Raw genomic sequence first — 14885 nt, 5'->3', positions numbered from 1 at the left:
CGGGCGTGCCGTTCAGAGGTGGGTGGGGGCGAACATCCGGAGGGTGGCGTTCAGGACCAGCACGGACGGTCCGGGCGTGGCGAGGGCGGCCTCGAGGTCGGCGGCGAGGGTCTCGGGCGTGGTGGTGGCGGCCGGTACGCCGAACGAGGCGGCCAGGGCCGTGAAGTCGGGGCGGGCCAGCTCGGTGGCGGTGGCCCGGCCGAAGGCTCCGGTGGCGTACTCGCGCAGGATGCCGTAGCCGCCGTCGTCCACGATCAGCCAGGTGACGTCGAGGTCGTGCTGGCGGGCGGTGGCCAGCTCGGCGATCGAGTACATGGCGCCGCCGTCGCCGGAGACGGCCAGGACGGGGGTGCCGGGTTCGGCGACGCAGGCGCCGAGGGCGGCGGGGAAGGCGTAGCCGAGGCCGCCGGCGCCCTGGGCGGAGTGCAGGGTGTTGGGGTGCCGGGCGTCGAAGGCGGACCAGGCCCAGTAGGCCAGGATCGTCATGTCCCAGAAGGACGGGGAGCGCGGCGGCAGCGCCGTGCGGACGGACCTGAGCAGGGACTGCTCCAGCGCGAGGTCCTGGGCGTCGATGCGCTCGCGGACGGCGGCGAGGAGCCCGGCCACGCGCGCGGGCGCGTCCGGGTCGGGGCGCTCGTCGACGGTCTCCAGCAGGGCCTGGAGGGCGAGCCGGGCGTCGGCGTGGATGCCGAGGGCGGGGTGGTTGGACTCCAGCTTGCCGAGGTCGGCCTCGATCTGGATCACCCGGCCGGTGGGGCGGAAGGTGTGGTAGTTCGAGGAGAGCTCGCCGAGGCCGGAGCCGACGACGAGCAGGACGTCGGCGTCCTCCAGGAAGTCGGTCGTGTGGCGGTCCTCCAGCCAGGACTGGAGGGACAGCGGGTGGTTCCAGGGGAAGGCGCCCTTGCCGCCGAAGGTGGTGACCACCGGGGCGCTCAGCCGTTCGGCGAGCTGCCGGAGCTTGCCCGAGGCGTCGGCGCGGACCACGCCGCCGCCCGCGACGATCACCGGGCGGGCCGCGCCCTGGAGCCAGTGCGCGGCGAGCGCGGTCAGTTCCGGGCGCGGGACGAGCTCGTGCGGGGTCGCGTCCACGCCGGTGACCTGCGGGAGCAGGGTCTCCGCGCGCAGGACGTCCTCGGGGATCTCCACCCAGACCGGGCCGTGCGGGGCGGTGAGCGCCGACTCCCAGGCCGCGGCGACGGCCGAGGGGATCTGCGACGGCGTCCGGGCGGTGTGGACCGACTTGACCACGTCGCGGAAGGAGGCGGCCTGGTCGCGCAGCTCGTGCAGGTGGCCGCGGCGGGCACCGCCGAGGCCCGCGCCGGGCACCTGGGAGGAGATGGCCAGCACGGGCGCGGAGGCGGCGGCCGCCTCCTGGAGGGCGGGCAGTGCGGTCAGCGCGCCCGGCCCGGTGGACAGCAGCAGCGGCGCGGCCTCACCGGTGATACGGCCGTAGGCGTCGGCCGCGAAACCCGCGTTGTTCTCCACCCGGAGGGTGACCAGGCGCAGGTCGGAGCGGCCGACGGCGTCGAACAGGGCCAGCGCGTGCTGGCCGGGCAGGCCGAAGACGGTGGTCGCGCCGAGGCCGCGCAGCGTCTCCACGACCAGGTCCCCGCCCGTCCGTCCGGGCGGCGGTGCCAGGGCGGCCGCCGTCTGGGCCTCGGTGGGGCGGAGTACCAGGTCGTGGTCGTGCGTCACGCGCTGTGCGCCTTTCTTCTGCTCTGCCGCGGGGGGCGGGGCCTTACTTCCCCTTGGCCGCCGCGATCTGCCGGCTCATGATCGTGGTGAGCTCGTAGGCGGTGTGGGAGGCGGCGACCGAGGTGATCTCGGCGTGATCGTACGCCGGGGCGACCTCGACGACGTCGGCGGAGACCAGGTTGCAGGAGGACAGCCCGCGGATGATCTCCAGCAGTTCGCGGGAGGTCATGCCGCCGGCCTCCGGGGTGCCGGTGCCGGGCGCGTGGGCCGGGTCGAGCACGTCGATGTCGATGGAGATGTACAGCGGGCGGTCGCCGATGCGCTGGCGGAGCTGGTCGGCGATCTCGTCGGCGCCGCGGCGGTAGACGTCGGCGGAGGTGACGATGCCGAAGCCCATCTTGGCGTCGTCGTCGAGGTCCTGCTTGCCGTACAGCGGGCCGCGGGTGCCGACGTGGGAGAGGGCCTCGGTGTCGAGGATGCCCTCCTCGACGGCGCGGCGGAACGGGGTGCCGTGGGTGTACTCGGCCCCGAAGTAGGTGTCCCAGGTGTCGAGGTGCGCGTCGAAGTGGAGCAGGGCGACCGGGCCGTGCTTCTTGGCGACCGAGCGCAGCAGCGGCAGGGCGATGGTGTGGTCGCCGCCGAGGGTCATCAGGCGGGAGCCGGCGCCCAGCAGCTCGTCGGCGGCGGCCTCGACGGTCTCGACGGCCTCGTTGATGTTGAAGGGGTTCACCGCGATGTCACCGGCGTCGGCGACCTGGGCGAGGGCGAAGGGGGAGGCGTCCTGGGCGGGGTTGTACGGGCGCAGCAGGCGCGAGGCCTCGCGGATGGCGTTGCCGCCGAAGCGGGCGCCGGGGCGGTAGGAGACACCGGAGTCGAAGGGCACGCCGACGACGGCGACGTCGGCGGAGCCGACCTCGTCCAGGCGGGGCAGCCGGGCGAAGGTGGCGGGGCCGGCGTACCGCGGGATGCGGGAGGAGTCGACGGGGCCGCGCGGCGTCTGCTCGGTGCTCATGGGGTGCCCTTCTGTGGCGGCTGATGTGTGCGGTGCTTCGAGCGTAAGCGGCACCCGAACCCGCGCGAAGTGTACGTTTTATCCATGGTCCTGCCCTGATGTGTATGGAGTGTTCATGCGACCTGGCCCGCCCACGCCCGCCGTCGGCCTCGGCACGCTGCTCGGCGAGCCGGAGCTCGGGCTGCGGCTGGCCGCCGGCCCGCCGGACGCGCCCGTGCACGGGGTGCACGCCTCCGAGATGGCCGATCCGACCCCTTATCTGCTCGGCGGTGAACTGCTGCTGACCGCGGGCGCCTGGTCGGACGCTCCGGCGCCGTACGTCGCCCGGCTGGTCCGGGCCGGGGTCGCGGCGCTCGGCTTCGGCGTGACGCCGGTGCACGAGCGGGTCCCGGAGGCGTTGGCCGGCGCCTGCGCGGCGGCCGGGCTGCCGCTGGTCGAGGTGGATCCGGGCACGCCGTTCGCGGCGGTGGCCCGGGCGGTCTGGCGGTTGATGGCCGAGGCCCGCACGCGCGAGCTGCGCCGGGTCACCGAGGCGCAGCAGGCCCTCGCGGCGGCCGCCGCCCGGCCGGACCCGGTCCCGGCGGTGCTCTCCCGGCTCGCGGCGAGCCTCGGCGGCCATGTGGTGCTGCGGCCGGACGGCCGCTCGGCCGGTGCCGCGCTTCCGCCCGGGGCGGAGGGGGCGCCGGCCGCCCTGGAGGCGCTGCTGGCGCGGGTCGGCCGGGCGGGCGGCCCGGCCACGGCCACCGACCAGGCCGGGGGCTGGCACCTGGCGGCCTACGCCCTGGGTCGGCCCGCCGCGCTGGGCACCGCCACCCCGGCGCGGACGCCCGGGGACCACACCGTGGCCTCGGTGGCGGCGGTGCTGCTGACCCTGCTCACGGCCGAGCGGCCGGCCGGGACGGAGGCCGCCGGTCTGACCCGGCTGCTGCTGGGCGGCTCCGCGGCGGACGTCCTGGGCCCCGGCCCCTGGTACGCCGTCCATGCCCGCGGCGGCCCGGACCCGGCGGGGCTCGCGGCCGCGCTGGGGACCGTACTGGTGGCCGTGGACGGGTCCGGCGGCGTACGGCTGGTCACCGAGCGGGAGCCGGCCGCGCAGCCCGGCTGGCGCCTGGGCGTCTCCGCCCCGGCCGGCCCGGAGGGCCTGGCCACCGCCGACGCGCAGGCCGCCCGGGCCCTGGAGCGCGCCGAGGCCTCGCGCGCGCCACTGGCCCGGCACACCGAGGCGGGTCTGGCGGGGCTGGTCGGCGAGGCGGAGGCCCGGGCCCATGCCGAGGCGCTGCTCGGGCCGCTGCCGCCCGCGCTGCGCGCGACCTTGCGGGCGTGGCTGGCGCACCACGGGAGCTGGGACCGGTCGGCGGCGGCCCTGGGGGTGCACCGCAACACCGTCCGGCAGCGGATCTCCCGCTGCGCGGTCCTGCTCGGCCGTGACCTGGACGACCCGGACACCCGGATGGAGCTGTGGTTCGCCCTGCGCCAGGAGGTGCGGGCCCCCGCTGCCGGGCCGGGCACGGAAATGGCTCTGGACAGGGTGGACAACCCGCCGGTAACTTAATATGAGCAAGCGCTTAGACATAAGCGGCGGACCGCCGCGACGAAGGGAGCCGGCCGTGCGCCGTACGGTGTTCAACGAGGACCACGAGGCGTTCCGCGAGACGATCCGCGCCTTCGTCGAGGCCGAGGTCGTGCCCGTCTACGACGAGTGGTTCGCCGCCGGCCAGGCGCCGCGCGACTTCTACTACAAGCTCGGCGAGCTGGGCGTCTTCGGCATCAACGTGCCCGAGGAGTTCGGCGGCGCCGGCCTGGACACCCACAAGTTCGAGGCCGTCCTCTACGAGGAGACCGCCCGCGCCGGCGTGAACTTCGGCGGCTCCGGCGTGCACGTGCTGCTCGCGCTGCCCTACCTCAAGATGCTCGCCACCGACGAGCAGAAGAAGCGTTACCTCCCGAAGTTCGTCACCGGCGAGGAGATGTGGGCGCTGGCGATGACCGAGCCGGGCACCGGCTCCGACGTCGCGGGCATGAAGACCACCGCCAAGCTCTCCGAGGACGGCACGCACTACGTCCTCAACGGCGCCAAGACCTTCATCACCGGCGGTGTGCACGCCGACCGCGTCATCGTCTGCGCCCGTACCTCCGCCCCGACCGAGCAGGACCGCCGCTTCGGCATCTCCCTGTTCGCCGTGGACACCAAGTCCGAGGGCTACTCCATCGGCCGCAAGCTCGACAAGCTGGGCCTGCGCACCTCCGACACCGCCGAGCTGGCGTTCGTCGACGTCAAGGTGCCGGTGGAGGACCTGCTCGGCGAGGAGGGCAAGGGCTTCTCCTACCTCGGCCACAACCTCGCCTCGGAGCGCTGGGGCATCGCCTTCGGCGCGTACGCCCAGGCCGCGGCCGCGGTGCGGTTCGCCCAGCAGTACGTGACCGACCGCACCGTCTTCGGCAAGCCGGTCGCGCACTTCCAGAACACCAAGTTCGAGCTGGCCGCCTGCCAGGCCGAGGTGGACGCGGCCCAGGCCGTCGCCGACCGCGCCCTGGAGGCCCTGGACGCGGGCGAGCTGACCCCGGCCGAGGCCGCCTCCGCCAAGCTGTTCTGCACCGAGGTCGCGCACCGCGTGATCGACCGCTGCCTCCAGCTCCACGGCGGCTACGGCTACATGAACGAGTACCCGATCGCCCGCCTGTACGCCGACAACCGCGTCAACCGCATCTACGGCGGCACCAGCGAGATCATGAAGTCGATCATCGCCAAGTCGATGGGGCTGTAAGTCCCCTTGAGCGAGGCACTCACCGATCTCCTCGATCTGCTCGACCTGGAGCAGATCGAGGAGAACATCTTCCGCGGGACCAGCCGCACCTCCCTGGTCCCGCGCGTGTTCGGCGGACAGGTCGCGGCCCAGGCGCTGGTCGCGGCCGGCCGGACGGTGCCCACCGACCGCACCGCGCCGCACTCGCTCCACTCGTACTTCCTGCGCACGGGCGACCCGGGCGCGCCGATCGTGTACACGGTCGACCGGATCCGCGACGGCCGCTCCTTCACCACGCGCCGGGTGGTCGCCGTCCAGCACGGCCAGCCGATCTTCCACCTCTCCGCGTCCTTCCAGCGGTACGAGGAGGGCCTCGACCACCAGGTCACCATGCCCGAGGCCCCGGACCCCGAGACCCTGCCGACCGCGGCCGAGGCGCTGCCGGTCCACCGGGACCTGTTCAAGGACCCGGGCACGGTCGAGCGGCTGCTGGCGGCGCGCGCCGCCGTGGACCTGCGGTACGCGACGACCCCGCCCTGGGGCTCCATCGGCGAGCCGGTCGAGCCGCGCTCGCAGGTGTGGTTCCGTACGGCCGGCAAGCTGGAGGCGGACGATCCGCTGCTGCACACGTGCCTGGCCACGTACGTCTCGGACATGACCCTGCTGGACTCGGTCCTGCTCGCGCACGGCCGGGGCGGCTGGGCGGTCGGTGACGTCGTCGGCGCCTCGCTGGACCACGCGATGTGGTTCCACCGGCCGTTCCGCGCGGACGAGTGGCTCCTGTACGACCAGGACTCCCCCACCTCCCACGGCGGCCGGGGCCTGGGCCAGGCCCGGATCTGGACCCAGGACGGCCGGCTGGCGGTGACGGTCATCCAGGAGGGCGTGGTCCGCGTACCGCGCTGACCGGCCGCGTCCCCGGACGCCCGCCACCTGCCCCGGCTACTCCCCGAGCAGCCCCGCCGTGTGCAGCAGGTAGGCCACCATCGGGTCGTAGAAGCGCGGGTCGCGGACGTGGTCGTCCAGCGGGACCGCCACCTGGAGGGTGCCCTCGGCCTCGGCGAGGAACAGGGCCGGGTCGTTGCAGTCGGCGTAGCCGATCGCGTCCAGGCCGCGCTGGGCCGCGCAGCCCGCCCAGCCGTGGTCGGCGACGACCAGGTCGGGCAGCGGACGGCCCTCGGCGGCGAGGGCGTCCAGGATCGCGGCCATCGGCGCCGGCGAATGGGTGTGCCACAGCGTGGCGCCCCGCTCCAGGACCGCGATGTCGGCGAACTGCCACACCGAGCCCTCGTCGGCGGTCAGCCCGCCCGGGACGACCACGATCTCGCAGCCCGCCCGGCGCAGCGCCTCGGCCGTGGCCCGGTGCACGTCCAGCAGACCGCCCGGGTGACCGGTGGCGAACAGCACGCGCTGCCGGTCCAGCGCCGCCTTGTGCAGCCGGGCGGCCATCCGCTCCAGACCGTCCACGGTCAGCTCGGGGTCGATGGTGTCCTGGCCGGCCCGGTGGGCGGGGTCGTCCACCACTCCTACGCGCTCGGCCATGACCGCGAGCACGTCCTGCTCGTCGGTCCAGCGGTCGCCCAGGTCCAGGCCCAGCCAGTAGTGGCGGTCGCCGTTGGCCAGCTTCCGGTAGTGCGAGAGGTTGTTCTCGCGGGGGGTCGCGACCTGGCCCGCGATGCGGGTCCGGATCAGGTGGTCGATCAGTTCGGCGCGGCTCGGGACGGGCGTCTCTATCGGCATGGGGCCCATTCTGCCGTCGCGCCGGCGGAGCCGCCGGTTCCGTCCGCCGTCCGGACGCGTCGCCCGCAGCTCGGCCCGTCAGCGCCCCGAACGCCCCGTGCGCCAGCCGCCGCAGCAGCGACTCCGTCGCCTCCCGGCCCAGCGAGCCCAGGTGCGGGGTGGAGTTCAGCAGGCCGAAGACCGCGTGCACGGCCACCCGGGCCTGGGCCTCGCCGGCGGTCGGGTGCAGGGTGCGCACGACCTCCACCCACAGCTCGACGTACTGCCGCTGGAGCTGGCGCACCAGCTTGCGGTCGTCCGCGCGCAGCCGGTCCAGCTCCCGGTCGTGGAGGGTGATCAGCGCCCGGTCGTCCAGGGCGAAGTCGATGTGCCCGTCGATGAGGGAGGCCAGGACCGCCGCCGGGTCCCCGGCGGCCTCCGCCACCCGGTGCCGCCCACCGGTCAGCAGCCGCTCGCTGATGCCCACGAGCAGCTCCGCCAGCATGGCGTCCTTGCCCGCGAAGTGCCGGTAGAGCCCGGGCCCGCTGATGCCCACGGCGGCACCTATCTCGTCCACCCCCACCCCGTGGAACCCGCGCTCGGCGAAGAGGCGCGCGGCCTCGCTCAGGATCTGCTCACGACGGGTGGGGGCGACGGCTCTGCTGCTCATGGCAATCCATTCTAGACAGGGCCGTTAGCGCTCGTTAACCTGATGCCCGTACGCGTTAACGGTGATTAACCCAGGTGTACGAACAGCACGAGCAAGGGAGCTCGACAGCGATGCAGCAGGCACCGGTGCTCCACAGCACCGCCGACCCGGCGTCCGAGGCCTGGCGGGCCAACGAGGCCGCCCACCAGGAGCTCGCCCAGGGCCTGCGCGCCCGCCTCGACGCGGCCCGCCTGGGCGGCGGCGAGAAGGCCCGCGCCCGGCACACCGCCCGCGGCAAGCTCCTCCCCCGGGACCGCGTGGACACCCTCCTCGACCCCGGTTCCCCCTTCCTGGAGCTGGCCCCGCTGGCCGCCGAGGGCATGTACGGGGGCGCTGCCCCCGCCGCCGGGGTGATCGCGGGCATCGGCCGGGTCAGCGGACGCGAGTGCGTGATCGTCGCCAACGACGCCACCGTCAAGGGCGGCACCTACTACCCGATGACGGTCAAGAAGCACCTGCGGGCCCAGGAGGTGGCCCTGGAGAACCGTCTCCCCTGCCTCTACCTGGTCGACTCCGGCGGCGCCTTCCTGCCGATGCAGGACGAGGTCTTCCCCGACCGCGAGCACTTCGGCCGGATCTTCTACAACCAGGCCCGCATGTCCGGCGCGGGCATCCCGCAGATCGCCGCCGTCCTCGGCTCCTGCACCGCCGGCGGCGCGTACGTCCCCGCGATGAGCGACGAGGCCGTCATCGTGCGCGGCCAGGGCACGATCTTCCTGGGCGGCCCGCCGCTGGTGAAGGCCGCGACCGGTGAGGTCGTCACGGCCGAGGAGCTCGGCGGCGGCGAGGTGCACGCGCGGACCTCGGGCGTCACCGACCACCTCGCCGAGGACGACGCCCACGCGCTGCGGATCGTACGGAACATCGTGGCGACCCTGCCCGAGCGCGGGGCCCTGCCCTGGCCGGTGGAGCCGGCCGAGGAGCCGAAGGTGGACCCGTACGGCCTGTACGGCGCGGTCCCGGTCGACTCCCGGACCCCGTACGACGCCCGCGAGATCATCATGCGGATCGTGGACGGCTCCCGCTTCCAGGAGTTCAAGGCCGAGTTCGGCACCACGCTGGTCACCGGCTTCGCCCGGATCCACGGCCACCCGGTCGGCATCGTCGCCAACAACGGCATCCTGTTCTCCGAGTCCGCCCAGAAGGGCGCGCACTTCATCGAGCTGTGCGACCAGCGCGGCATCCCGCTGCTGTTCCTGCAGAACATCTCCGGGTTCATGGTCGGCCGCGACTACGAGGCCGGCGGCATCGCCAAGCACGGCGCCAAGATGGTCACGGCCGTGGCCTGCACCCGGGTGCCCAAGCTGACCGTCGTGGTCGGCGGCTCCTACGGCGCGGGCAACTACTCCATGTGCGGGCGGGCGTACAGCCCCCGCTTCCTGTGGATGTGGCCCAACGCCAAGATCTCCGTCATGGGCGGTGAGCAGGCCGCGTCCGTGCTGGCCACGGTCAAGCGCGACCAGATCGAGGGCGCCGGCCAGGAGTGGTCGGCCGACGAGGAGGACGCCTTCAAGGCGCCGATCCGCGCCCAGTACGAGGAGCAGGGCAACGCGTACTACGCCACCGCCCGGCTCTGGGACGACGGGGTCATCGACCCGTTGGAGACCCGGCAGGTCCTGGGTCTCGCCCTGACCGCATGCGCCAACGCCCCGCTGGGCGAGCCCGGCTTCGGCATCTTCCGGATGTGAGGGACGCGAAGAAGATGTTCAGCACTGTCCTTGTCGCCAACCGTGGCGAGATCGCGGTCCGGGTCGTCCGGACCCTGCGCGCACTGGGCGTCCGTTCGGTCGCCGTGTTCAGCGACGCCGACGCCGACGCCCGGCACGTACGGGAGGCGGACACGGCCGTCCGGATCGGCCCGGCCGCCGCGGCCGAGAGCTATCTGTCGATCCCCAAGCTGATCGACGCGGCCCGGCGCACCGGCGCCGAGGCCGTCCACCCCGGATACGGGTTCCTCGCCGAGAACGCCGAGTTCGCCCGGGCCTGCGCGGACGCCGGTCTCGCCTTCATCGGCCCGCCGGCCGCCGCGATCTCGCTGATGGGCGACAAGATCCGGGCCAAGGAGACGGTCCGGGCGGCGGGCGTGCCCGTCGTCCCCGGCTCCTCGGGCAGCGGCCTGAGCGACGCCGAACTCGCCGCCGCGGCCGCGGAGATCGGCATGCCCGTGCTGCTCAAGCCCTCGGCGGGCGGCGGCGGCAAGGGCATGCGCCTGGTGCGCGACGCCGCCCTGCTGGGCGAGGAGATCGCGGCGGCCCGCCGCGAGGCCCGGTCCTCCTTCGGCGACGACACGCTGCTGGTGGAGCGGTGGGTCGACCGCCCCCGGCACATCGAGATCCAGGTGCTCGCCGACGCCCACGGCACCGTGGTGCACCTGGGCGAGCGCGAGTGCTCGCTCCAGCGCCGCCACCAGAAGGTGGTGGAGGAGGCCCCGTCGGTGCTGCTGACCCCGGAGCTGCGGGCGGCGATGGGCGAGGCGGCGGTGAACGCGGCCCGCTCGTGCGGCTACGTCGGCGCGGGCACGGTGGAGTTCATCGTGCCGGGCGGTGACCCCTCCTCGTACTACTTCATGGAGATGAACACCCGCCTCCAGGTGGAGCACCCGGTCACCGAGCGGATCACCGGGCTGGACCTGGTGGAGCAGCAACTGCTGGTCGCGGCCGGGGAGAAGCTCGCGTTCGGGCAGCAGGACGTCCGGCTGGACGGGCACTCGATCGAGGCGCGGATCTGCGCCGAGGACCCGGCGCGCGGCTTCCTGCCCTCCGGCGGCCGGGTGCTCGCCCTGTCCGAGCCGGCCTCGGACACCGTCCGCACGGACTCCGGTCTGGCGGCGGGCGTGGACACCGGCAGCACGTACGACCCGATGCTGTCGAAGGTCATCGCGTGGGGACCGGACCGGGCCGCGGCCCTGCGGTCGCTGCGCGCGGCGCTGGCGGACACGGTGATCCTGGGCGTGCAGACCAACACCGGTTTCCTGCGCCGGCTGCTGGCCCACCCGGCCGTCGTCTCCGGCGACATGGACACCAGCCTGGTCGAGCGGGACCTGGCGGCGCTGCTCCCCGAGGGCGTCCCGGCGGAGGTGTACGCCGCCGCGGCGCTGCTGGCCACCGCGCAGGCCGGTGCCCCGGCCGCGGGCTGGGCCGACCCGTTCGGCGCCGCCGACGGCTGGCGGCTGGGCGGCACCCCGGCCTGGACGGTCCACCACTTCCGCGTCCCCGGCCAGGACCCGGTCACCGTCCGCAGCCGACGCCGGGGCCAGGAGCTGGAGCTCGCCCCGGAGGGCGCGGCCCCGGTCCGGGGCCGGATCGTGGACCGCACCGCCGACCGGCTCACCGTCGAACTGGAGGGCGTCACCCACCGCTTCGCCCACGTCCCCTCCCCCGAGGGGCTCTGGCTGGGCCGCGACGGGGACTCCTGGCACGTCCAGACGTACGACCCGGTCGAGGCGGGCCTCGGCGGCCGCGGGCACTCCGGCGCCGACACCCTGGCCGCCCCCATGCCCGGCACCGTCACGGTGGTGAAGGTGGCCGTCGGCGACAAGGTGGCGGCCGGGCAGAGCCTGCTGGTGGTCGAGGCCATGAAGATGGAGCACGTCATCTCCGCCCCGCACGCCGGCACCGTCACCGAGCTCGACGTCACCCCCGGCACCACGGTGGCCATGGACCAGGTGCTGGCCGTGGTCACCCCCGAGGAGGAGCAATGACCGGCCTGCCCGAGAACGGCCCGCCCGGGAACGGCGCGCCCCGCAACGGCCTGCCGATGACCGTGCCCGCGGCCGGCCTGCCGGCCCGGGTGCGGATCCACGAGGTCGGCGCCCGCGACGGCCTGCAGAACGAGAAGACCGCGGTGCCGACCGAGGTGAAGGCGGAGTTCATCCACCGCCTCGCCGCCGCCGGCCTGACCACGATCGAGGCCACCAGCTTCGTCCACCCCCGCTGGGTGCCGCAGCTCGCCGACGCCGAGGAACTGGTGCCCCGGCTGACCGACCTCGGCCATGTCGCCCTGCCGGTGCTCGTGCCCAACGAGCGCGGGCTGGAGCGGGCGCTGGCCCTGGGCGCGAGCCGGATCGCCGTGTTCGGCTCGGCCACCGAGACCTTCGCCGCCCGCAACCTGAACCGGACCGTGGCGGAGTCGCTCGCCATGTTCGAGCCGGTGGTCGCGCGGGCGAAGGAGGACAAGGTGCACGTGCGCGGCTACCTGTCCATGTGCTTCGGCGACCCGTGGGAGGGCCCGGTCCCCGTGGACCAGGTGGTCCGCGTCGCCAAGGCGCTGCTGGACCTCGGCTGCGACGAACTGAGCCTGGGCGACACCATCGGCGTCGCCACCCCCGGGCACGTGCAGACCCTCCTGTCCGGGCTGAACGAGGCAGGGGTCACCACCGACCGCATCGGGGTGCACTTCCACGACACCTACGGGCAGGCCCTGGCCAACACCCTGGCCGCCCTCCAGCACGGGGTGACCACCGTGGACGCCTCCGCGGGCGGCCTCGGCGGCTGCCCGTACGCCAAGAGCGCCACCGGCAACCTCGCCACCGAGGACCTGGTGTGGATGCTCGACGGCCTCGGCATCGAGACCGGGGTCGACCTGGCCGCCCTCACCGCCACCAGCGTGTGGATGGCCGAACAGCTGGGCCGGCCCAGCCCTTCCCGTACCGTCCGCGCCCTCTCCCACAAGGAGTAGCCCCGTCATGACCCTCGACCACCGGCTCACCCCCGAGCACGAGGAACTCCGCCGTACCGTCGAGGAGTTCGCGCACGACGTCGTCGCGCCGAAGATCGGCGACTTCTACGAGCGGCACGAGTTCCCGTACGAGATCGTCCGCGAGATGGGCCGCATGGGCCTGTTCGGCCTGCCGTTCCCCGAGGAGTACGGCGGCATGGGCGGCGACTACCTGGCGCTGGGCATCGCCCTGGAGGAGCTGGCCCGGGTCGACTCCTCGGTGGCCATCACCCTGGAGGCGGGCGTCTCGCTGGGCGCCATGCCGCTGTACCGCTTCGGCACCGAGGAGCAGAAGCGGCAGTGGCTGCCCAAGCTGTGCTCGGGCGAGATGCTGGGCGCGTTCGGGCTGACCGAGCCGGGCGCCGGCAGCGACGCGGGCGGCACCCGCACCACCGCCGTCAAGGACGGCGACGCGTGGGTGATCAACGGCTCGAAGTGCTTCATCACCAACTCCGGTACGGACATCACCGGTCTGGTCACCGTCACCGCCGTGACCGGCCGCAAGGACGACGGCCGTCCGGAGATCTCCTCCATCATCGTGCCGTCCGGCACCCCCGGCTTCACGGTGGCGGCCCCGTACTCCAAGGTCGGCTGGAACGCCTCCGACACCCGGGAGCTGTCGTTCGACGACGTCCGGGTGCCGCTGGAGAACCTGGTGGGCGAGGAGGGCCGCGGGTACGCGCAGTTCCTGCGGATCCTGGACGAGGGCCGGATCGCCATCGCGGCGCTGGCCACGGGCCTGGCGCAGGGCTGTGTGGACGAGTCGGTCAAGTACGCCCGGGAGCGGCAGGCGTTCGGCCGTCCGATCGGCGAGAACCAGTCCATCCAGTTCAAGCTGGCGGACATGGAGATGCGGGCGCACATGGCCCGGATCGGCTGGCGCGACGCGGCCTCCCGGCTGGTGCACGGGGAGCCGTTCAAGAAGGAGGCGGCGATCGCGAAGCTGTACTCCTCCACCGTCGCGGTCGACAACGCCCGTGAGGCCACGCAGATCCACGGCGGGTACGGCTTCATGAACGAGTACCCGGTGGCCCGGATGTGGCGCGACTCCAAGATCCTGGAGATCGGCGAGGGCACCAGCGAGGTCCAGCGCATGCTCATCGCACGCGAACTCGGCTTCTCCGGCTGACGTCCGCCGGCCTTCCGTGATCGATGCCGGGGCGTTACTTAGGCCCCCCTTACTCGGCGATCTGAGGTTAGGCTAACCTTCGTCCCGAACGGCTGAAAGCCGCCCCGGCAACGTACGAAAGCGGACACCGACATGCCCCAGTCCCGAGCGAACCTCCTCACCCGTCGCGGCATCCTCGCCGCGGGCGGCGTCCTCGCCCTCGGCGGCGCCCTGGCCGCCTGCGGTGACAAGAAAGAGGGCTCGGGCAAGGGCGGCGGCGACGGCAAGGCCTGGAGCTTCAAGGACGACCGCGGCACGGACGTGACCGCCAAGTCGACCCCGAAGAACATCGTCGCCTTCGTCGGTACGGCCGCCGCGCTGTACGACTTCGGCATCAAGGTCAAGGGCGTCTTCGGCCCGACCCGGACCGCCGACGGCAAGGCCGACGTGCAGGCCGGCTCGATGGACATCTCCAAGGTCGAGATCATCGGCAACGTGTACGGCGAGTTCAACATCGAGAAGTACGCGGCCCTGAACCCCGAACTCCTCGTCACCAACATGTGGGTCAAGGACGACCCGTGGTACGTCCCGGCCGAGTCCAAGGACAAGATCCTCGGCATGGCGCCGAGCGCCATGCTCTTCGCCGGCCCGGACACCACCGTCCCGAACGCCATCGCCCGGCACGCCGCGCTGGCCGAGTCCCTGGGCGCCGATCTCAAGGCACCGGCCGTCGCCTCCGCCAAGGCGCGCTTCGAGAAGGCCGCCGAGCGCCTGCGCTCCGCCGCGAAGGCCAACCCCGGCCTGAAGGTCCTGATCGGTTCCGGCTCCGCCGAGCTGTTCTACGTCTCGGTGCCGAAGATGAGCGCCGACACCAAGTACTTCCAGGAGCTGGGCCTGACCTTCGTCGAGCCGACCCCGAACGCCGAGGGGTTCTTCGAGGAGCTGTCCTGGGAGAACGCCGGCAAGTACCCGGCCGACCTCATCATGCTCGACAACCGCACCGGCACCCTCCAGGACGCCGAGCTCAAGGCCGGCAAGCCCACCTGGGCGGGTCTGCCGGCCGTCAAGGCGGGCCAGGTCGTCTCCCGCGTCACCGAGCCGATCTTCTCGTACGACAAGTGCGCGCAGCTGCTGGAGGACCTCGCCGCCGCGGTCGAGAAGGCCAAGAAGGTCAGCTGACCC

11 protein-coding genes and 1 pseudogene are annotated in these 14885 nt (G+C 73.5%); 8 read left to right on the top strand and 4 right to left on the bottom strand.

Translation table 11 applies throughout. The features are described 5' to 3' along the window. Nucleotides 1-12 precede the first annotated feature (12 nt). The gene (locus EF918_RS02215; RefSeq protein WP_125639676.1) at nt 13-1695 is read right to left on the bottom strand and encodes a thiamine pyrophosphate-binding protein; all 1683 of its coding nucleotides are present in this window, start codon (nt 1693-1695) and stop codon (nt 13-15) included. Between the two features lie 43 nt (nt 1696-1738). Next, on the bottom strand, nt 1739-2707 hold the full coding sequence (gene speB / locus EF918_RS02210) for an agmatinase (protein WP_125639673.1): 969 nt from the start codon (nt 2705-2707) through the stop codon (nt 1739-1741). Between the two features lie 115 nt (nt 2708-2822). Between speB and EF918_RS02205 the strand changes: the two genes are divergently transcribed. From EF918_RS02205 to EF918_RS02195, 3 genes are read left to right on the top strand one after another with little or no spacing between them, the layout of a single operon-like run. Next, on the top strand, nt 2823-4259 hold the full coding sequence (locus tag EF918_RS02205; RefSeq protein ID WP_125639670.1) for a PucR family transcriptional regulator: 1437 nt from the start codon (nt 2823-2825) through the stop codon (nt 4257-4259). A gap of 55 nt (nt 4260-4314) precedes the next feature. Then, nucleotides 4315-5472 (top strand): acyl-CoA dehydrogenase family protein, encoded by a 1158-nt coding sequence (locus EF918_RS02200; RefSeq protein ID WP_125639667.1) that lies wholly within the window; start codon nt 4315-4317, stop codon nt 5470-5472. 6 nt (nt 5473-5478) lie between these two features. Then, nucleotides 5479-6357 carry an acyl-CoA thioesterase II gene (locus EF918_RS02195; protein WP_125639664.1) on the top strand — a complete coding sequence of 293 codons (879 nt, stop codon included), beginning with the start codon at nt 5479-5481 and terminating at the stop codon, nt 6355-6357. A gap of 36 nt (nt 6358-6393) precedes the next feature. Here the strand turns inward: EF918_RS02195 and EF918_RS02190 are convergent, their stop codons facing one another. Both EF918_RS02190 and EF918_RS02185 read right to left on the bottom strand, forming a co-directional pair. Next, the gene (locus tag EF918_RS02190; RefSeq protein WP_125639661.1) at nt 6394-7191 is read right to left on the bottom strand and encodes a phosphatase; all 798 of its coding nucleotides are present in this window, start codon (nt 7189-7191) and stop codon (nt 6394-6396) included. 76 nt (nt 7192-7267) lie between these two features. Further along, a pseudogene (locus EF918_RS02185) lies at nt 7268-7840 on the bottom strand (TetR/AcrR family transcriptional regulator); the annotation flags it as partial. 110 nt (nt 7841-7950) lie between these two features. On the opposite strand from EF918_RS02185, the gene EF918_RS02180 reads away from it, so the two are divergent. The 5 genes from EF918_RS02180 (at nt 7951) to EF918_RS02160 (ending at nt 14882) form a co-directional block, all read left to right on the top strand. Continuing rightward, nucleotides 7951-9567, top strand: a complete 1617-nt coding sequence (locus EF918_RS02180; RefSeq protein WP_125639658.1) for a carboxyl transferase domain-containing protein — start codon at nt 7951-7953, stop codon at nt 9565-9567. Nucleotides 9568-9581: 14 nt separating this feature from the next. After that, a complete protein-coding gene (locus EF918_RS02175) occupies nt 9582-11579 on the top strand; it encodes a biotin carboxylase N-terminal domain-containing protein (RefSeq protein WP_125639655.1) in 1998 nt (665 codons plus the stop codon). Beyond that, nucleotides 11576-12556: a hydroxymethylglutaryl-CoA lyase gene (locus EF918_RS02170; RefSeq protein ID WP_125639652.1), complete on the top strand. Its 981-nt coding sequence runs from the start codon at nt 11576-11578 to the stop codon at nt 12554-12556. The genes EF918_RS02175 and EF918_RS02170 overlap by 4 nt, the downstream gene beginning before the upstream one ends. Before the next feature lie 7 nt (nt 12557-12563). Further along, nucleotides 12564-13724, top strand: a complete 1161-nt coding sequence (locus EF918_RS02165; protein WP_125639649.1) for an acyl-CoA dehydrogenase family protein — start codon at nt 12564-12566, stop codon at nt 13722-13724. Between the two features lie 132 nt (nt 13725-13856). Continuing rightward, nucleotides 13857-14882 (top strand): ABC transporter substrate-binding protein, encoded by a 1026-nt coding sequence (locus EF918_RS02160; protein WP_125639646.1) that lies wholly within the window; start codon nt 13857-13859, stop codon nt 14880-14882. Nucleotides 14883-14885 lie beyond the last annotated feature (3 nt).

This window comes from Streptomyces sp. WAC06614 (genome assembly GCF_003949795.1).
Lineage (GTDB): Bacteria > Actinomycetota > Actinomycetes > Streptomycetales > Streptomycetaceae > Streptomyces.
This window is presented reverse-complemented; position numbering and strand designations above follow the sequence as displayed.